Source organism: Psychroserpens sp. BH13MA-6, from assembly GCF_052983595.1.
On the sequence record NZ_JBRJGE010000008.1, the window covers coordinates 37,330 to 57,190 of the forward strand.

A 19,861-nucleotide genomic window follows, 5' to 3' on the forward strand; every position below is an offset into this window, starting at 1 on the left:
TATGAAAAATATCATTGCTTTTTGTTGTTCAGTAGTTTTGGTTACCACGTCTTTTGCACAAAACAAAGACAAGGAAAAAACCCAAGAGTTATCCGAAAAAGCTGCCAAAACATATGTATATCAGGCGAACGAACTTATTGAAGGAGATAATTTTATATCCGCTGAAAAGGAATATAGAAAGGCTATTTCAAAAGCGCCATCAGTAGTTGCAGGAACCTATAACTTGGGAAATTCCTATTATGAAAAAGGCAATTTCGACGAGGCATTATACCGTCATATGCAAGCGGCTGAAAGCGCAACGTCTAAATCGGAAAAACATCAATCATACCACAATATGGGCAACATTCTGATGAAGGAAAACTTGTGTAAGGAAGCAGTAGAGGCCTATAAAAATGCCTTGAGAAATGATCCTTCAGATGATGAAACCCGTTATAATTTAGTAGTGGCTCAGGAATGCGCTAAGCAACAAGAAGAGGACAAAAAGCAAGAGCAGGAAGAGGAGAAAAAAGACGAAAATAAGGAAGACGAGAATAAGGACAAGGACAAAAAAGAAGACGAAGAAAAGAAAGACGACCCTAAAGATCAAGGGGACCAAGATAAAAAAGAAGGGGACGATCAGAAAGATGAAGATGGAAAACCTAAGGATGAAAAAGACCAAGGAAAAGGTGATGAAAAGAAAGATGATCAAGAGCAGAAAGGCAAACCAAAGCCTCAGCCTGGTCAGTTATCTCCACAGCAAATAAAAAACCTTTTGGAAGCTATGAATAATCAAGAGCAAAAGGTCCAAGAAAAAATGAATGCTCAAAAACAAAAAGGGCCAAAAGTGAAACCAGAAAAAGACTGGTAATTGTAGTTTAATCAAACCGAACATGATATTGAGATGAAAATCTTAAAGTACATAGGGATATTAATGATCATGCTAATGTCAAGTGCTGCTTTTTCGCAAGTATCATTTGAAGCTAAGGTCAGCAAGAAAAAGTTGGGCGTCAACGAACGTTTACGTATTGATTTTATCATGAACAAGGATGGTGATAACTTTAATCCTCCAGACTTTTCCAACTTTGATGTTGTAGGAGGACCTAATACTTCCGTAAGTAACTCTTGGTTAAACGGTTCACATTCCTACACCAAAACCTATAGCTATTTCTTAGCGCCTAAAAGAAAAGGAACCTTTAAAATAGGTGAAGCTACTATTGAAATTCAAGGACAACAATATAAATCGGAATCTTTGAGTGTTGTTGTGACCAACGCAGTGAAGCGTCCTAATGATCCTTACAATGTTGAAGGCATCGCGACAGAAAATATACATTTGGTGGCAGAGGTCTCCAAATCAGACCCTTACCTCAATGAGGCGATTACAGTTGTTTATAAATTATACGTCTCTACAGCCGCTGGTGTGAGTAATTGGAGAGAAGTGAATAATCCAAGGTATAACGACTTCTGGAGCCAGAAAATAGATGTCAACGGACTAAGAATTCAAAATGGCACTTACAAAGGGGAAGAATATAGATATGTGGTACTGCGAAAAACGGTACTTTATCCTCAGAAAACAGGGAAGTTGGAAATTGAGCCTTTAACCTTAGATATCACGGTTGAAGTGCCTACCAATAGAAGAGATATATTCGGTGGTCGTCATATGGCTCAAGTGAATAGAACGGTTTCTGCTGGCAGTCGTACCATCAATGTGAAGCCACTTCCTGAACAAGGAAAGCCTGATGATTTTACAGGAGCAGTTGGGAATTTTGAATTTAATGTAAAGACGTCTAAATCTGAACTGAATGCTTCGGAATCCTTACAAGCTATGGTAGAGGTTACAGGAAACGGGAACTTAAGTTTATTTCAGTTGCCTAAATTAACCCTACCTAGTTCTTTGGAAGTTTATGAACCCGAGCACAATGAAAACATCAGAACAAACCTTTCAGGAATGAATGGGTCTATTTCTGATAATTACACCATAGTTCCGCAATACAAAGGGAAATACCCAATTCCAAGTATTTCATTTTCATACTTTGATTTAGAAACGGAAAGCTACAAACGTGTATCCTCAGGAGAAATTGTGATTGATGTGATTGAAGGTCCAGTAAATAATTCTTCTGGCGATGATAATATTGCAGCGGCTGATGCCAATAAAAATGCGATAACACTTAGCAGTGAGCCATTTGCGTTTATCAAAACTAAGGCGAATTTGAAACCTCAGATGCAAACGCCATTTTTTAAATCAACAGGATTTTGGAGCTCTTTGTTATTACCATTATTAGCCATACCATTAGCCATTGTTTACCGCAAGAAGAAAGAAGAGCGTGATGCAGATGTCTTCGGAAACCGTATTAGAAAAGCTGATAGGTTGGCGAAGCGCTATTTGAGTGAAGCTAAAAAAGCACTTGGACAAAAGGAGGCTTTTTATATTGCCTTAGAAAAAGCGCTACATAATTATCTAAAAGCAAAAATTCATCTGGAGACCTCCGATTTCAGTAAAGAGAAGATAGAGGACTTGTTACTGAAAGGTCAAGTCAATACAGAAACAGTGAACGAGTTTATTAGCATTTTGGAGCACTGTGAGTTGGCTAGGTACACGCCTATAACTAACGTTGAAATGCAACAGGATTATGAGAAGTCGGCATCTGCTATTGCTACTATAGATAAGGAAATTAAGTAAGATGAAACGAGTCATTTACATAGTAATTTGTTTAGTACATTTGACGGTTTTAGGTCAAAATGAATCGCTTTTTGAAAAGGCCAATGCCTTGTACAATGATGGAAAATATACCGNTACATTTGACGGTTTTAGGTCAAAATGAATCGCTTTTTGAAAAGGCCAATGCCTTGTACAATGATGGAAAATATACCGAAGCCATTGATCAATATGAAGCCATTTTAGAATCGGGAGAACACTCGGCTGCTTTGTACTTTAATATGGCAAATGCACATTACAAACTCAATCATATTGCGCCAAGCATCTATTATTACGAGAAGGCATTGCTCTTAGATCCTAATGATAAAGACATCAATAAGAATATCGCGTTTGCACGAAATATGACTATAGATGATATTGAGACGGTTCCAGAAGTTGGCTTCTCAAGACTCTTAAATCGAATGACCAATACAATGGGATTTGAAAGTTGGGGTAAATTATCTGTAGGTTTAGTCGTCCTTTTTGTCGTTCTATTTTTACTGTATTATTTTACCACAAGTACCGCTAAAAAACGTTTGGCATTTGTATCTAGTTTGTCATTTTTATTGCTAGGAATGATCGCGTTGGCTTTTGCCTTTCATAAGTATCATATGGAGGAGCAGTACCAACCAGCGATTGTGTTTGCTCAAGAAGCACAGATAAAATCGGAGCCTAATTTGAGAAGTTCTGAATCTTTTAAACTCCATGAAGGAACCAAAGTACAGGTTTTGGACACTGTAAACAGTTGGAAAAAAATTGAGCTGTCTGATGGAAAAACCGGATGGGTTTTGAACGAGGATATTAAAATGTTAAAGAATTTTTAACACTGTATCCTAAACAATCACTATCTTTAACAATTATACAGTGAACTATGACACAGAAGCTAACCGCTATCTTTTTTTTGATGCTATTTGCTGCGCTTATTACAGCGCCTTCTGTTGTTATGGCAATTGATGATACAATTGATATTTCATGCTTCTATACCATTAATGAAGAAGAAGAAGAAAAGGGTCATGAAATTACTAAAGAAGGAAAAATCTTTTATTCGGAATCTATGCACCTTTTAGAGTACATCAAGGGTTTCGATAAGAGAAAACAACATGTTTATTTCTTTAAAAACTACCCTAAACCACATCTTAATTTAATATCTCCACCTCCAGAATTCATTTCATAATTTTTTGAACTAGGACAATGTTGTCCTAAAGATTGTATTAAAAATTAGCTGATGGCTAGCCCTATTGGCACAAATGAATTTATTTATGTTTAAAACTATTAAGAATGACTTGCCAGCGAGTATAGTCGTATTTTTTGTCGCTTTACCTTTATGTTTAGGTATTGCATTGGCCAGTGGAGCTCCATTATTTTCTGGACTTATAGCTGGTATTGTTGGAGGAATTGTTGTTGGTGCATTAAGTGGCTCTAAAATAGGCGTTAGTGGACCAGCAGCCGGATTAGCAGCTATTGTCTTTTTAGCTATTCAAGATTTTACAGAGACCTATGGAAGTCCGGTAGAGGGCTTTAAGGTCTTTCTTGTTACTGTGGTTATCGCTGGAGTGATACAACTATTGTTTGGGGTTTTGCGTTTTGGAATTATTGGATACTTTTTCCCATCTTCAGTCATTAGAGGCATGTTAACTGGTATTGGTATCATAATTATACTTAAACAAATTCCGCATTTCTTTGGTTACGATTCGGATCCTGAAGGGGATTTGTCATTTCAACAAGTTGATGGAGGAAATACGTTTAGCGGCATCATCGATGCATTTGGTAATATCAGTTTAGGAGCTACCCTTATTGGTCTTGTCTCTTTAGGGATTTTATTACTTTGGAGTAATGTTTTGTCAAAAAAAGGGAAATTCTTTCAGCTGGTACAAGGTCCACTTGTAGCAGTTGTTATAGGAATTATTTATTATGTTTTAACAGCTTCAAATGATAAGTTTGGCATTAGCCCTGAGCATCTTGTTAGTGTCCCTGTTCCTGATGATTTTGAGTCCTTCCGTGGTCAGTTTAGTTTTCCCAAGTTTACAGCCATTAACAATCCAGCAGTTTGGATTACGGCATTTACAATAGCATTGGTGGCAAGTTTAGAGACCTTACTTTGTGTAGAAGCTACAGATAAGTTAGATCCAAATAAAAATGTAACACCAACCAACAGAGAGTTGTTTGCACAAGGTACGGGAAACATCCTTTCAGGGTTAATAGGCGGATTACCAATCACTCAGGTAATTGTTCGTAGTTCGGCAAATATCCAGTCAGGAGGTAAGTCAAAAATGTCTGCGATTATTCACGGGTTTTTCTTATTAATTTCTGTGATTTTAATTCCTACGTTACTAAACAAAATTCCTTTATCTGTGTTAGCAGCAGTACTTTTTATTGTTGGTTGGAAATTGGCTAATCCGAGTTTATTTAAGAAAATGTATGAAATGGGGTGGAAACAGTTCTTACCGTTCATCGTTACCGTGATAGGAATCGTTTTTACAGATTTACTAGTTGGTATTGGTTTAGGACTTGCGGTTGGCATCTTTATTATTTTAGTCAAAAGTTTCCAAAATTCTCACTTTTTGCATAAAGAAGGTGAAGATGTCGATGACGGAAAGATAAAAATGACGCTAGCGGAAGAAGTCACATTTTTTAATAAAGCTGCGATTTTAAAAGAATTAGACGGTTTGCCTGAAAATAGTTTTCTAGAATTAGACGTAAGAAAAACGCGATATTTAGATAATGATATTATCGAGATTTTGGAAGATTTTGCATTTAAGGCTAAAGAACGAAATATTGATATAAAACTCGTTTCAGATCGTGGAATTGTCGAGAACCCTGAAAGTTTTATTGAGTTTTTTAAATTGAGAATTAAAGAGTCCAAAAGGGACCGTTATTGAATGGCATAAAGAAAAGTTAAACGTATAAGTCAATCGTCATTTGCAAAATTTGTAAATCGCATGTGTAGCTGTTATTCTTATAGCATGTTTTAAAACAACGTGCATCTTTGATTTAATGAAATCTAATATTCATAATGCTTATAATTTATTAATGGCTCTTTTTACAACGAAAAAAGCAGTAATTTACTAAATGGAATTATAATAAATATGAAATCATTTTTTGCTCATATAAAAGGAGATGCTTTTGGTGGGATCACAGCTGGTATCGTGGCTTTACCTTTGGCGCTAGCATTTGGTGTTTCCTCAGGACTCGGACCAAGTGCTGGCTTATATGGTGCCATTTTCATTAGTTTTGTGGCTTCAATTTTTGGTGGTACACCTACTCAAATATCTGGTCCAACAGCACCAATGACAGCGGTGTCCATGATTGTGATTGCTGGAATTATCGCTTCAAATGATGGCGACATTAACAAGGCGCTACCCATAATTTTGACTGTTTTCTTATTAGCAGGTCTCATGCAAATAGGATTAGGAGCCTTAGGCTTAGGTATGTATATTAAATACATCCCCTACCCAGTTGTTTCTGGATTTATGACAGCCATAGGTGTCATTATTTTGCTAACACAAATTCTACCATCTTTAGGATATTATCCAAAAGAAGACATGGCATATGTAGCGCAATTTAAATCACAAGCGAAAGAAGTTATTTTAGAAAATATCCTTAAGGAGGAAGCTGGTGAAGGGGTTTTGAAACTTGAACATTTTGAAAACACCATCGTTAAAGCTGATCAGATTTCACAAGAGGCAATTTTAAAAGAATCACAAACCTTAGCTGGAAAGAGAACTTCTGGAGCATTAGGTGCAATTAAAGCCTTTCCTAGAGCCATACAGAATATAAATTGGTTAGAGTTGTTTTTAGCCCTAGGTACCATTTTCATTATATATGGATTTAAACGGATAACCAAAACGGTACCGAGTACCTTAGTTGCCCTTATTGTTATATCAGGTATAGCTGTGGGCTTTGGATTAGATTACAGAGCCATACAAGAAATACCTAGTGGTTTACCTTTACCTAATCTCGAAATTTTTACAAGCTTTCAGCTCAGCAGTATAACCCCTTATATTTTTACCGCACTTACATTAGCGTTTTTAGGTGCCATTGATTCATTACTAACAAGTATTGTTGCCGATAATATGACTAAAACAAAGCACCAACCCAATAAAGAATTGGTAGGTCAAGGTATTGGTAATAGTATAGCAGCCGTATTTGGCGGAATTCCAGGAGCAGGTGCCACTATTAGAACCGTTGTAAATATTAATTCTGGTGGGAAGACTAAGCTTTCAGGTATGATTGCAGGGTTATTACTTTTTAGTATTTTAATGATTCCTGGATTACCACATCTCGCTTCTCAAATTCCAGCAGCCGTTTTAGCAGGTATTTTAATTACGGTAGGTATTGGAGTGATGGACTATAAAGGTTTAAAAGCCATATCAAGTTTACCTAAGGATTTAAAACTGGGGCCTGTAAAGTTGAGTTCCGAGGTTATTATAATGTTGGTTGTTTTAATTCTATCAACGTTTTGGAATTTAGTCTATGCAGTAGGGATTGGTTTAGTGATAGCAGCCCTACTCTTTATGAAAAAAATAGGTGATTTAACTGCGGAACGATCAGATGTGAAATCATTAAAAGAAGAAGTATGGCAAGACGAAATTAATTTTCCGGAAATTCTTAAAGAAGAAGTGTTTATAAAACATCTCAAAGGACCTTTGTTTTTTGGATCTACTAGTGATTTTCAAGCCTTATCAGAACAAATACCAATAACTGCTAAAACCGTAATTTTAAGATTGGATAGAATGGAGTATATGGATCAGTCAGGATTATATGCCATGGAAGATATGCTGCTCAATTTTAAAATGAAAGGGATCAAAGTGCTTTTTGTTAGTTTATTAAAGCAGCCGAAATACATGATGGAACGTATTGATATTATACCTGACCTCATTCCTCTAGAACATATATTTGAAGACTTTAATTCCTGTATGCAGTGGGTTAAGTCTCATGTAAAAGATAAATATTAATTTAAAACAACATAAAAAATGAAAAATATAGCATTATCAAAAGAAGTACAAAGCACCCTAACACCTAATAGTGTGTTACAGGATTTATTAGAAGGTAATAAACGTTTTACAAATGGAAATTCTCAAGCTACAGATAATTCAGCATTGGTGAATCAAACCATTAGTGGGCAATTTCCAAAGGCTGTAGTGCTGTCATGTATAGATTCCAGAGTACCTGTAGAAACAGTATTAGACCAAGCCATCGGAGATATTTTTGTTGCTAGGGTGGCAGGAAATTTTGAAAACACAGATATTTTAGGAAGTTTAGAATATTCTTGTAAAGTTGCAGGAAGTAAGCTCATCCTTGTTCTTGGTCACGAAAGCTGTGGCGCCGTAAAAGCGGCATGTGATGGCGTAGAATTGGGAAACATCACTGCAATGTTAGAAAATATTATGCCAGCTGTTAGAAAATCGGCCGATGAGGTTGAGGGTGAAGCCAACTCTTCAAATCCAACATTTGTGGCAAAAACCGTAGAGAATAATGTGACGTTAACCATGGATCGTATTCGAGAAAAAAGCCAAATTTTAAGAGAAATGGAAGACAATGGTGAAATCCAAATTGTAGGAGGTGTATACAGTTTACAGACCGGTAAAGTAGATATGATTTAAAAGCCAGCGGTTTTTAATCTTGAAACTGCCTAAGCAATTAGGCGGTTTTTTTATGCTTGAGAATCAGATTCAAGTGCCTTGTCTTCATCCAGACCCTCTTTGCCTTTGTTAAGAATACTTGGAAAAATCATAGGAGCGAGACCTTTTACGGGTTCGTACAGAATAGAAGTTTCTAAATCCTCCTCATCTGCAAAGGGAATGGCATTATTCATATTATCGAAAACAATGAGTACTACACTTAATATGAGTCCGATTTTCAAAGCGCCAAAAACACCACCAAGTAATTTATTTAAGATGCCAAGTGCCGCAAAATCGGCGAGTTTGGTCAAGGCTTTTCCAGCCAAGGCAATGACCAGAACAATAATAACAAAAGTGATAGCAAAGGCTACAATATTGATGTATTTCTCATCCCAATCCAGTTTACTATCTAAAAAGCTCGCAGCAAAATTACTGAAATGAATAGCACCATAGACACCTGCCACTAGAGCCACAAGTGAGGCTATTTCCACAAAGAGCCCTTTCATAAACCCTCTTATTAGCCCGAAAAGCAATAAGGCAGCAAGTATAATATCAATTAACGCCATAGTTTAGTCAGTTTTAACAAACGTACATATTTTTTTCATTTTAAAATAATAACGCAGAACGAGAACGTATAGTTTACTAACTTTGCAAATTATTGACCTGTTAATAAAACCTATGTCAAGAGACGAACAATTAAAACAGCGCTGGGAACTAGTTGTCGAAAAACTATCTGCACGATTTTCAGATGGTGATCCATTAGATTTGGACGCTATCATTTATCTTATTGGTGTACAGGAATTAGGGCAATTGGATCGAAAGTTTAAAAAAGACCATAAACTAGATTTGATGCACATTGCCATTTGCAAGTTATTAATGCCTTATGGTTATTACGAGTTCGATTTTGTTGATGAAGATGGGTGGCCTCACTACAAGGTTAAAGAAGCATTACCCCATTTAAAGGCTGGAGAACAGAGTGTTCTTATGAAAGATGCCATCGTTAATTATTTTTTAGAAACCGAATTGATTGATTAGCATTCGGGCGTTACCCGAAGGGTCGCGCTCTCGGCAGTCGCTTTTAATTGCTCATCTTGAGCAACAAAAGAGCTTCAACAAATGCCTCCATCGCTAACGCATATCTCGATAAAATTCATAAATTTGCGGTTCATTTTAAGGTATTATGATTGATAAGATTAAAGAACTCATAGAAGAAGCCGAAGCTTTCTCAACCCAATCAAAAGAAGAGGTTGAAGCTTTTCGTATCAAGTATTTAGGGTCTAAAGGACTTCTTAAGCAGTATTTCGCAGAGTTTAAAAATGTGGCTAACGAACAAAAAAAAGAGTTTGGGCAAACCATTAATCAACTCAAAAAAACGGCGGAAGAAAAAGTCAATGCCTTAAAAGAAGAACTAGAAAACAAAGAAGACACTAAAGGTGTGTATGGTGACTTATCGCGTCCTGGTGAGCCCATAGAGATTGGCGCGCGTCATCCTATTTCAATTGTAAAAAATCAAATTATAGATATTTTCTCACGTATTGGATTTAACGTGAGTGAAGGACCAGAAATTGAAGATGACTGGCATAATTTTACGGCCTTAAATTTACCAGAGTACCATCCTGCACGTGATATGCAGGATACGTTTTTCATTCAGACCAATCCTGATATTTTATTACGAACACATACCAGCTCTGTGCAGGTGCGCTACATGGAAAACAATAAACCACCTATCAGAACGATTTCTCCTGGTCGTGTTTTTAGGAATGAAGCGATTTCTGCGCGTTCCCATTGTTTCTTTCACCAAGTTGAAGGCCTGTACATCGATAAGGATGTGAGTTTTGCCGATTTGAAACAAACCTTGCAATATTTTACCACCGAAATGTTCGGTAAAAGTAAAATACGTTTACGCCCATCCTATTTCCCATTTACAGAACCAAGTGCTGAAGTTGATGTGTATTGGGGATTGGAGACAGAAACCGATTATAAGATGACCAAAGGAACCGGTTGGTTAGAAATTATGGGTTGTGGTATGGTAGATCCTAATGTATTAGAAAACTGTGGGATTGATTCAAAAGAATATTCTGGATTTGCATTCGGAATGGGAATCGATCGTATTGCCTTACTTCTGCATCAAATCAGTGATATTCGTTTGTTAAGCGAAAATGATGTGAGATTCTTGGAACAATTCAAGAGTGCGCTTTAAGCCATGAAAAAAGACATTGAAATCCCTAAGGTTGAAGATGTGTTCGTGGCTGTTGTTCAGGAAGTACACCCTGAATATAAAACCCAAGACTGGAATGCCTATATTATCAATAATAAGGATGTCGATTTAGAGACGGTACTCATCGTGTCTAGAGGTTATTCCAAAGATAAAATGACGCCTGTCATGCGTCACACCATAAAACTATTGCCAGCAAGAAGTTATGCTAAAATAGAATTTATGCAAAATGACGTACTTCAGTTGAATAATGAATTTAAGGTGACATTTTTTGAAGGCACACAAATGTGTGACAAAACCTACCTATTTAGAAAAAATACCATTAACGCCAATGCCTTGCAAACGCTCCCATTAATGCAATTAAAGGGCGTGTTGGTTAAATAGCATTAGTCTAATTTATCTGTCAATTTTTTAAAGACTTTTTTTGGGTTTTTATTCTCGTAGAGAATTTCATAGACCGCATTGATAATTGGTAATTGTGTTTTTTTCTTATTCTTTTTATTCAGTTCATGGGCGCTTTTGGTAGCGTAATAACCTTCAGCCACCATGCTCATTTCCATTTGTGCGGATTTTACCGTGTAACCTTTCCCAATCATATTCCCGAACATACGGTTTCGCGAAAATGTTGAATATCCCGTCACAAGTAAATCACCAAGATATGCAGAGTTATTAATGTTGCGCTTCATTTTGTGCATCTTCTTAATAAAACGCTTCATTTCACGAATGGCATTGCTCATCAACACACTTTGAAAATTATCACCGTAGCCTAAACCATGTGCGATACCTGCAGCGATTGCATAAATATTTTTCAACATTACGGCGTACTCTGTCCCTATAATGTCATCACTAATTTTAGTTTTGATATAATCACTTGAAAGCGCATCAGCAATCATCTGCGCTCTGTCGGCATCTGCACAAGAAATAGTTAAATAAGATAAACGCTCTAAAGCCACTTCTTCAGCATGGCATGGACCGGCAATAACTGCAATATGCTCAAAAGGAATTTTGTAAATATCATGAAAATGCTCACCAACAAGCAAACCTGATTCTGGCATGATACCTTTAACGGCAGACACGATGGTTTTTTCAGAAATATCAACCGTTAATTTTTCTAATTCTGAATGCATGAATGCTGATGGAATCACAAAAATGAGTACATCGGCCCACTCGGCAATGTCATTAATATCATTACTGAGTTTAAGTTGTTCTGTTTTAAATTCTACAGAACTTAAATAACTAGGGTTGTGCTGCTCTTTGAGGAGGTGCTCTTTGGTATAGACACTTCGCATATACCAACCAATGTGATCTAAATTTTCACTGAGCATCTTTACAATAGCTGTGGCCCAGCTTCCTGCACCAAAAACAGCATATTTTAATGGTTGACTCATAGATGGATTAAAAATTTTGGTCTATCAAAAATACATAAAATATAGGGTTTATAGGGTATGCTTTTACACAGACTTTCATTTTTGGCACGCGTTTTGAATCTTATTAAATGGAAATCAGAAAAACGGACGATTATGAAAACGACAAAACTACTTTTAGGATTTGCTTTAATAGCAACACTATTCACTTCTTGTTACAGAGAAGAAGTAATAGTTCATGATTATAACAATCAGCCTAACATGACTTTAAATCAATTGTTGAATTCTTACGATTTGTGGTATGTAGATATCAACCAAACCCTAGGGAATGGTGAAACGCCGTTTTTACAAATTGCGTTTACAATTTCTTTTAGAAACGGTGTCCTTTATGCCAATAATAATTTAGTAGGTTTTGGAAGTCAGGGCAACGGATTTGGAATTGATGTTGGGACCTATGATGCTTATAATATGATTTTAGATGTGTATCATGATATTGATGGTTATGAAACGTTTGATGTCTATCAAATTGATAACAATACCATCGAATTGTATAATCCATTTAACGACACCTCTTATTTCTTGAACGGCTATCAGAGAAACACCTTTGATTATGATTTTGTCTTCTATGATAACATCCATTATTTCCTGCAAGAATATGAAGCTTGGGAAAAAACCTATACAAGTGAAATGGGAGCGATTAACGAATTTGATAACGAAAACTACTTACAGTTTTTAGCTGGTGGTAATGATTCAGAATTTAGAAGTTCTCAAGATGTGAATATTGGGAATCCAGATAATATTTACTGGGATTATACAGGGGTGTATGGCGTTGGAGATATTAGTAACAACATGTATCTAAAAACATTAACACTAGATTATGATTTCTTTGACAATGAATACTTTGAATTGAGCGTTATTAATGATCAAAGGATTGAATTGTTCCACCCGTCCTCAGAAACCGTATACGAGTTTACAGGCCGTGGTTACATTCAGTTCTTACGAGAGACTGACGCTTCAGGGAAGCGTATTGAAGGCTCTAAACAGCTAAAGAAACGTAAACAAAAAACCCCTAAGAAAGATAATCCAAGGGTAAACACAAGGAGCTAGATTTTGGTTGGTTATTTAGTTTCCAGAAACGTCCACCTCATGTATTTGAGTTGGGCGTTTTCTTTTATGATATGTTTTTTATAGATGCGTCCGTCAAACATGTGACCTCACAAAGACATCTGTGTCCTAAGAATAGAACTTGGTGATATAATTGGAATTGACAAAGATTTTCGCCAACTTTACAAGACGATATTAACAATAAAAACATTTAACAATCATGGGACTATTTTCATTTATTAAAAACGCAGGCGCTAAGGTCTTCGGAATAGGAAAAACAACAGAAGAAGAAGCTGCTGAGGCAAGAGCAAAAGCCAAAAGAGCTGAAGATGCGGAAGAACTAAGAATAGAAGAGGCTGCGGCTAGAAATCTAGAAGAGACCATTCGCGATTTACAATTACAGGTCGAGAACTTAACTGTTTTTGTAGACGATGAAATGGCTAGAGTGTCTGGTATGGCTTACGATCAAGCAACTCGTGAAAAAGTCGTGCTTGTGGTTGGAAATACAGCAGGAATTGCGACTGTAGATGATCAAATGACAGTTGAGAATCCAGAACCAGAAGCACAATTCCATACGGTTGTGAGTGGTGATACCTTAGGTAAAATTGCAAAACATTACTATGGTAACGCTATGAAATACCCAGAGATTTTTGAAGCCAATAAACCGATGTTATCAGATCCAGATAAAATTTATCCAGGGCAAGTGCTCCGTATTCCAAATTTGGATTAAAAGCGAGACGAGATATAAAAAAAGCGCCCAAATAGGAGGCGCTTTTTTTTATTCCAATAGTGTTTTTAAGTCCTCAAAATCATTAGGTTTGGCAGTAATGGTTTTGTCTTTATCTAATAAAAAGTAGGTTGGTGTAGACCCTATACCATACGCATCAGCAGTAGCGTTATTCCATTTTTCTAAACCTAATACATGAATAAAATCTGGAAACTCCTTAATCTTTTGTCGCCAGTTGCTGTCATCGTCTTCCATACCAAATGCGATGACTTTAATATCAGTTTTATCAGATAAAAAATCTTTTAGCTTAGGCAATTCATCAAGACAATGTATGCAAGTACTACTCCAAAAAACTAGCACGTACTGTTTTGCTACATCTAGGTCGTGTAAACTCGTTGTAACGAGTTGGCCATTTGCTTTGTAAGAAATGTCAAAATTTATGGCTTTACTACCTAAGGTCACATTTTTATAAGCCATTAATTGGGTGGTCAAATCGGTATAATTGGTTTGTTGAGCGAGTTCCAATAAGTAGTTGTCAGCGACATAATTGGCCATTTCAGGATTATCCATAGCTGTAAAGCGTCTCCAAACCATTTCAAACAATATTGTTTTCAGTTGAATCTGTCCTTCGCCAATTTGAGTCATTAATTCATCAACATCTTTTTTGTAAACCTCATTGTTTGAATTTGTGTTCATACCAAAAATATAGGCCATCACACGTTCCACTAAAAAATCTGAACTCTGCAGCAAGGTATTACTGAAGTCTACATGCTCTAGATAATGGCTTTTTAAGTTTTTAGAATAGGTTGATAGATCTTCAAAATCTTCTGGGATATAAGGTTTATTTCCTTTAATAAAGGCATTAGCGAGTAAGTCTTGAGACGATTCCTCATAAGCCTTTTGCGTATCATTTAAGGTTTTTATAATGTCAAGAAAGGCCTTTTTATCAGTACTTTCCTGTGTATAAAAATTACTAAGCGTTCTATTCACCATCTCCATACTTTTAATGTAGGAAGCCCATAATTTGTTTTCTTGACTCTCCGTAAATTCTAGACCATTTTTCAAGCTAAAATCAAACGCGACAGCTTCTTTGCCGTTGTAAATAAAATCGAAGTTATTGTCTTCAGGAGGAAGTGCATAAATGATTTTATAGATCCCAGGATTCATTGTACTGTCCAAAGGAATCGAAAAGTGGCCATTATCATCTAATTCTGCACGATCTACATATTCAGCACCTGTAGGAGTTGCATGGTAAAGAAATGCATAGGTAAATTCTTCTGCGGGTGTGAATGTACCGCTTATTTGCTTTTGAGCTATCAGTAGTGAAGGGAGCAGTGCAAGAATCAAAAGATACTTTTTCATAAGAGTTGTATTGAAGTATGAGTCATTCTGAGTTCAAATATCAAGCCAAATATCTGAATTTTATTCTTTAATAGATCGTTTTGATCGTACACTTTCTATGATTACTGTGGATATGATCAAGCTTCCACCAATTAATGTATGTAATGTTGGGATTTCATTCAAGAAAAAATAGGCCATGATAATGCCAAACACGGGTTGTGTACTCCCTATGATGCTTGCAGTACTTACCTTAAAATATTTGAGACTGTTCACAAACATGGTATGTCCGATAGCTGTAGTGACCAATGCCAGTGTCAACACAAATGGAAGTTGTCCTGTAATTCCTGAGGTGTCTAAAAAGAATAAAACGGGTAACAATACAAAGGTTAGAATGAGTACCTGATAGAACATCAGCAAGCTTCCGTTGTAATTCGATACCTTTTTTTTCAACAGGATATTTCTAAGGGCATAACAAATCGAAGATAGCAGTCCGAAAAGTATGCCTTGCAATTGACTGCTTTCTAAATCAAAATCTGGCGCTAAAATGTATATGCCAATTAATACGACCACTCCAAGCAATAGATGGATAGGATCAAATCTCACTTTAGTAAATAAAGGTTCCAAAATAGCTGTTATCACTGGGAATGTAAACAATGAGAGCATCCCAATAGCAACATTTGATAACTTTAAGGCATAGAAATAGGTGATCCAATGTGCTCCTATAAAGAGCGCTGCAATGATAAACGTCAAGCGGTCTTGATTCGAGAATACGGTAAACTTCAGTTTTTGAAACCTACAATACAAAAACAAAAAGACCATTGCAAAAGCACAGCGCCACCAAATGATGACTGGTGTAGGCATATCAATATATTTCCCTAATGGTCCAGAGGTGCTAATCATGATGGTAGCGACCGTCAACCAAATGAGGTGTTTGATATGTGTATCTTTCATATGTCTTTTAAGCGATTCAGTGCTTGTTTTACTGAAGTTATTTGCTCAAATGTAAGTAATAAACGAAGTCCATTTCGTGTTTGTTTTTCCTTCATTTTGCAATCTTTTGGACGCGTTTGCACAAACTGAAGCACCTTCGTGAACTGATCACTCTGATAAAACGGACTTTGTTGATCATTAATAAAATAGCCTATGAAACGGCCTTTCTTCATAATAATTTTCTCTAAACCAATTTTGGTAGCCATCCATTTTAGTCGGACACTATCAAATAAATCGGATACTGAAGTTGGGAGTTCACCAAATCGATCGATGATTTCTGACTCAAAACTTTGTAATTCGTCTTCGGTTTTTAACGTATTTAGCTTGGTATAGAGGTTAAGACGTTCTGTGATATTATTGACATAATCATCTGGAAAAAGCAATTCAAAATCGGTATCGATTGTGATGTCTTTTACATATGCTTTTTCTTTACCATCATCCTTATAAAGGTCTTTAAACTCATTTTCTTTCAATTCTTCAATGGCTTCATTTAGAATCTTCTGATAGGTATCAAAACCTATATCATTGATAAAACCACTTTGTTCTCCTCCCAACAAATCGCCGGCACCTCTAATTTCCAAATCTTTCATGGCAATATTGAAGCCACTGCCCAATTCTGTAAATTGCTCAAGTGCTGTGATACGTTTTCTAGCATCAGCAGTCATTGCTGAATATTCAGGAGTGATAAAATAGCAGAAAGCCTTTTTGTTACTTCTCCCAACACGACCACGCATTTGATGTAAATCACTCAAACCAAAATTATTGGCGTTATTGATGAAAATAGTATTAGCGTTAGGCACGTCTAAGCCACTTTCTACAATCGTTGTACTCACTAAAACATCAAATTCACCATTCATGAAAGCTAACATGAGTTGTTCTAGCTTTTTGCCTTCCATTTGTCCGTGTCCAATCCCAATTTTTGCATCGGGTACCAAGCGCTGAATTAAACCAGCAACTTCTTTAATGTTTTCAATGCGATTATGGATGAAAAATATCTGACCACCACGTTGAATTTCATAGGATATAGCATCCCTTATGGACTCCTCATTAAAACGAATCACATGACTTTCTATCGGATAGCGGTTAGGTGGAGGCGTAGTTATTACCGATAAGTCTCTTGCCGCCATCAAGCTGAATTGTAATGTTCTTGGAATCGGTGTTGCCGTAAGTGTGAGCACATCGACATTATCCTTAAGCGTTTTTAATTTTTCCTTAACCGCAACGCCAAATTTCTGTTCTTCATCTACAATAAGCAATCCTAAATCTTTGAATTTGACATTTTTATTGACAAGCTGATGGGTGCCAATAATGATATCTACATGTCCTTTTTCTAGTGATTCTAAAGTGTCACGTTTTTCTTTTGCTGTTCTGAATCGATTGAGGTAATCTACTGTGACAGGAAAATCCTTGAGTCGTTCCGTAAATGTTTTATGATGTTGATACGCTAGAATCGTGGTTGGAACCAAAACAGCAACTTGTTTACCATTATCTACCGCTTTAAATGCTGCTCTTATGGCTACTTCCGTTTTACCAAAACCAACATCGCCACATACAAGGCGATCCATTGGTCGTTCACTTTCCATATCAGCTTTGATATCGGCTGTAGAACTAATCTGATCTGGCGTGTCCTCATAAATAAAAGAGGCTTCTAATTCATGTTGTAAATAACTATCAGGTCGGTATTGAAATCCTTTTTCCAATTTACGTTTAGCATATACTTTTATAAGATTGAAAGCTATTTCCTTGACACGAGATTTTGTTTTCTGCTTTAAGGTTTTCCAGGCTTTACTACCTAGCTTGTAGACTTTTGGAGGTTTCCCATCCTTCCCATTGAACTTAGTGATTTTATGTAAGGAATGGATACTTAGATATAACACATCACGTTCACCGTAGACTAATTTTATGGCTTCTTGCTTTTTGCCTTCCACGTCAATTTTTTGAAGGCCACCAAACTTTCCAATACCATGATCAATATGTGTCACATAATCACCGATATCCAAATTGGTCAATTCTTTTAAGGTAATGGCTTGTTTTTTCGCATAACCATTTTTTAGATGGAACTTGTGATAGCGTTCAAAAAGTTGGTGATCGGTATAGCAAGTGATCTTTTGATCGTGGTCTATAAACCCTTGATAGAGTGATAGAACAATAGTTTGGTAATGGACATCTTCGTCTACATCTTCAAAGATATCATGGAAACGTTTTGCTTGCTGTTCGCTTGAGCAAACAATATAGTTTTTATACCCTTTTTTATGATGCCTATTCAAATCTTCAATAATTAAATCAAACTGCTTATTGAAAGAAGGTTGAGGTGTGGTATTAAACGTGATACTCTTACCTGAAAAATAACTAGTGGTTCCAAATTCTATTAATCGAAATTCTTGTAATTGTCGTTTTAGAACTTCGGAATTACAGAATAGTTCTTCTGGTTTGGAATGCTTTAATTCTGAAGATAAATTATGAAAAGCCTCTACCGCTTTTTCGAAGAATTCATCAATTCTAGAAAATAGGAAATCGGAATTTTTAGAAAAAACAACGGTTTTATGTGCAATGTACTTCAAGAAGCTTTGCCGACTTTCTTCCAAAAATTTATTCGCGACATTGGGAATAATCCCGATCTTTTTTATCTGCTCTGTTGAGAGCTGTGTTTCCACATCGAAGGTACGAATGCTATCCACTTCATCCCCAAAAAACTCGATACGATAAGGTTCGTCATGAGAAAAAGAAAACACATCTACGATGCCACCTCTTACTGAAAATTCACCAGGTTCCGTCACAAAATCGACGCGTTTAAATTGGTATTCAAATAAGACCTCATTTACAAAATCAATTGATAATTCATCGTTAACGGCAATTTTTAAGGTGTTTTTTTCAAGTTCGCGACGCGTAACAACCTTCTCAAACAGCGCATCTGGATACGTCACGATAATGGCCGGTTTTTTCCTAGAATTGATTCTGTTTAAAACCTCTGCCCTTAGAAGGACATTTGCGTTATCCGTCTCCTCAATTTGATAAGGTCTACGATAGCTGCCTGGATAAAATAAGACATCTTTGTCGTTGAGTAGTACCTCAAGATCGTTTAAATAAAAAGCGGCTTCTTCTTTGTCATCAAACACCAACAGAAATGGTAATTCCGTGGCTTTGAAAGCTTCGCTAATCACTAGAGACAATGAAGATCCAACAAGGCCTTTTACATGTAATTTTGCTTCCGTTTGGGCAATAGCAGTTGGCAGATTTTGCGCTTGCAAAGCCTGTGCATACGTTTGCGAGAGAAGGGGTTTACTCAAGACATTTTATTTTGTGCAAATATAAAATTTTTGTGCCATTGCTTATTGTTAAAATGTATTAATAAAACTATCTTTGTGCCACTAAAAAAAAAACAATATGTCATTTTCATTTTCAGATTTATTTGATAGCGGATTTAAAAAACGTAACGAAGACCATTTTGCGGCTATCGTTAGGGTTGCTATGGACGACGGAATTATAACAGAGGAAGAGCAAGCGTTTTTAGATCGTTTAGCTCGAAATTTGGATATTAGTGAGTCTGATTACAAGTTAATATTAAAAGATTACAAATCACATCCAATTAACCCACCAACATCTTATGACTTAAGATTAGAGCGCTTATTTGATTTGGCACGTATGGTTTATGTTGATCATATCAAAGGCGATCACGAAGAAATTGTCTTACGTAAAATTGCCGTAGGTTTAGGATTTTCTACTGAAAACGTGAAATATGTGGTAGACAAAGCCTTAACTTTAGTGAGTAACGGTGTGGATTTAGATACCTTTACCGAGGAGATTAAAACAATGAATAGATAATCAATT

General features: G+C 36.3%; 18 protein-coding genes. 13 read left to right on the forward strand and 5 right to left on the reverse strand.

What is annotated here, in order from left to right; genetic code table 11:
* Position 1: 1 nt before the first annotated feature.
* From ACU8DI_RS14150 to ACU8DI_RS14180, 7 genes are all read left to right on the forward strand, one after another.
* Positions 2-847, forward strand: a complete 846-nt coding sequence (locus ACU8DI_RS14150; RefSeq protein ID WP_447113441.1) for a tetratricopeptide repeat protein — start codon at positions 2-4, stop codon at positions 845-847.
* A gap of 33 nt (positions 848-880) precedes the next feature.
* Positions 881-2,656, forward strand: coding sequence for a BatD family protein (locus ACU8DI_RS14155; RefSeq protein ID WP_447113442.1), 1,776 nt, complete (start codon positions 881-883; stop codon positions 2,654-2,656).
* 98 nt (positions 2,657-2,754) lie between these two features.
* A complete protein-coding gene (locus ACU8DI_RS14160) occupies positions 2,755-3,495 on the forward strand; it encodes a tetratricopeptide repeat protein (protein ID WP_447113484.1) in 741 nt (246 codons plus the stop codon).
* Positions 3,496-3,542: 47 nt separating this feature from the next.
* Positions 3,543-3,845, forward strand: a complete 303-nt coding sequence (locus ACU8DI_RS14165; protein ID WP_447113443.1) for a hypothetical protein — start codon at positions 3,543-3,545, stop codon at positions 3,843-3,845.
* Positions 3,846-3,930: 85 nt separating this feature from the next.
* Positions 3,931-5,550, forward strand: a complete 1,620-nt coding sequence (locus ACU8DI_RS14170) for a SulP family inorganic anion transporter (protein ID WP_447113444.1) — start codon at positions 3,931-3,933, stop codon at positions 5,548-5,550.
* Positions 5,551-5,757: 207 nt separating this feature from the next.
* The gene (locus ACU8DI_RS14175; protein WP_447113445.1) at positions 5,758-7,626 is read left to right on the forward strand and encodes a SulP family inorganic anion transporter; all 1,869 of its coding nucleotides are present in this window, start codon (positions 5,758-5,760) and stop codon (positions 7,624-7,626) included.
* Positions 7,627-7,644: 18 nt separating this feature from the next.
* Complete coding sequence (locus ACU8DI_RS14180; protein WP_447113446.1) at positions 7,645-8,274, forward strand: carbonic anhydrase family protein; 630 nt, start codon at positions 7,645-7,647, stop codon at positions 8,272-8,274.
* Positions 8,275-8,324: 50 nt separating this feature from the next.
* Here ACU8DI_RS14180 and ACU8DI_RS14185 read toward each other — a convergent pair whose 3' ends face one another.
* Positions 8,325-8,858, reverse strand: coding sequence for a CvpA family protein (locus ACU8DI_RS14185; protein ID WP_447113447.1), 534 nt, complete (start codon positions 8,856-8,858; stop codon positions 8,325-8,327).
* Between the two features lie 112 nt (positions 8,859-8,970).
* Here ACU8DI_RS14185 and ACU8DI_RS14190 point away from each other — a divergent pair, with 112 nt between their 5' ends.
* The 3 genes from ACU8DI_RS14190 to ACU8DI_RS14200 all read left to right on the forward strand — a co-directional run bounded on the left by ACU8DI_RS14190 (position 8,971) and on the right by ACU8DI_RS14200 (position 10,891).
* Complete coding sequence (locus tag ACU8DI_RS14190; protein WP_447113448.1) at positions 8,971-9,327, forward strand: hypothetical protein; 357 nt, start codon at positions 8,971-8,973, stop codon at positions 9,325-9,327.
* A 145-nt stretch (positions 9,328-9,472) separates the two neighbouring features.
* Positions 9,473-10,492: a phenylalanine--tRNA ligase subunit alpha gene (gene pheS / locus ACU8DI_RS14195; RefSeq protein ID WP_447113449.1), complete on the forward strand. Its 1,020-nt coding sequence runs from the start codon at positions 9,473-9,475 to the stop codon at positions 10,490-10,492.
* A gap of 3 nt (positions 10,493-10,495) precedes the next feature.
* Positions 10,496-10,891, forward strand: coding sequence for a hypothetical protein (locus ACU8DI_RS14200; RefSeq protein ID WP_447113450.1), 396 nt, complete (start codon positions 10,496-10,498; stop codon positions 10,889-10,891).
* A gap of 2 nt (positions 10,892-10,893) precedes the next feature.
* Here the strand turns inward: ACU8DI_RS14200 and ACU8DI_RS14205 are convergent, their stop codons facing one another.
* Positions 10,894-11,895 carry an NAD(P)H-dependent glycerol-3-phosphate dehydrogenase gene (locus ACU8DI_RS14205; RefSeq protein ID WP_447113451.1) on the reverse strand — a complete coding sequence of 334 codons (1,002 nt, stop codon included), beginning with the start codon at positions 11,893-11,895 and terminating at the stop codon, positions 10,894-10,896.
* A gap of 132 nt (positions 11,896-12,027) precedes the next feature.
* Between ACU8DI_RS14205 and ACU8DI_RS14210 the strand changes: the two genes are divergently transcribed.
* Both ACU8DI_RS14210 and lysM read left to right on the forward strand, forming a co-directional pair.
* Positions 12,028-12,978: a nicotinic acid mononucleotide adenyltransferase gene (locus ACU8DI_RS14210; protein ID WP_447113452.1), complete on the forward strand. Its 951-nt coding sequence runs from the start codon at positions 12,028-12,030 to the stop codon at positions 12,976-12,978.
* 217 nt (positions 12,979-13,195) lie between these two features.
* Positions 13,196-13,705, forward strand: a complete 510-nt coding sequence (lysM, locus tag ACU8DI_RS14215; protein ID WP_447113453.1) for a peptidoglycan-binding protein LysM — start codon at positions 13,196-13,198, stop codon at positions 13,703-13,705.
* A gap of 48 nt (positions 13,706-13,753) precedes the next feature.
* Here the strand turns inward: lysM and ACU8DI_RS14220 are convergent, their stop codons facing one another.
* The 3 genes from ACU8DI_RS14220 to mfd are packed head-to-tail and all read right to left on the reverse strand — an operon-like array spanning position 13,754 to position 19,320.
* The gene (locus ACU8DI_RS14220; protein WP_447113454.1) at positions 13,754-15,064 is read right to left on the reverse strand and encodes a TlpA family protein disulfide reductase; all 1,311 of its coding nucleotides are present in this window, start codon (positions 15,062-15,064) and stop codon (positions 13,754-13,756) included.
* A gap of 60 nt (positions 15,065-15,124) precedes the next feature.
* Complete coding sequence (locus tag ACU8DI_RS14225) at positions 15,125-15,994, reverse strand: DMT family transporter (protein ID WP_447113455.1); 870 nt, start codon at positions 15,992-15,994, stop codon at positions 15,125-15,127.
* The gene (gene mfd, locus ACU8DI_RS14230; protein ID WP_447113456.1) at positions 15,991-19,320 is read right to left on the reverse strand and encodes a transcription-repair coupling factor; all 3,330 of its coding nucleotides are present in this window, start codon (positions 19,318-19,320) and stop codon (positions 15,991-15,993) included. Before mfd ends, ACU8DI_RS14225 begins: the two co-directional genes overlap by 4 nt.
* Before the next feature lie 97 nt (positions 19,321-19,417).
* Here mfd and ACU8DI_RS14235 point away from each other — a divergent pair, with 97 nt between their 5' ends.
* Positions 19,418-19,855, forward strand: coding sequence for a tellurite resistance TerB family protein (locus ACU8DI_RS14235; protein ID WP_447113457.1), 438 nt, complete (start codon positions 19,418-19,420; stop codon positions 19,853-19,855).
* Positions 19,856-19,861 lie beyond the last annotated feature (6 nt).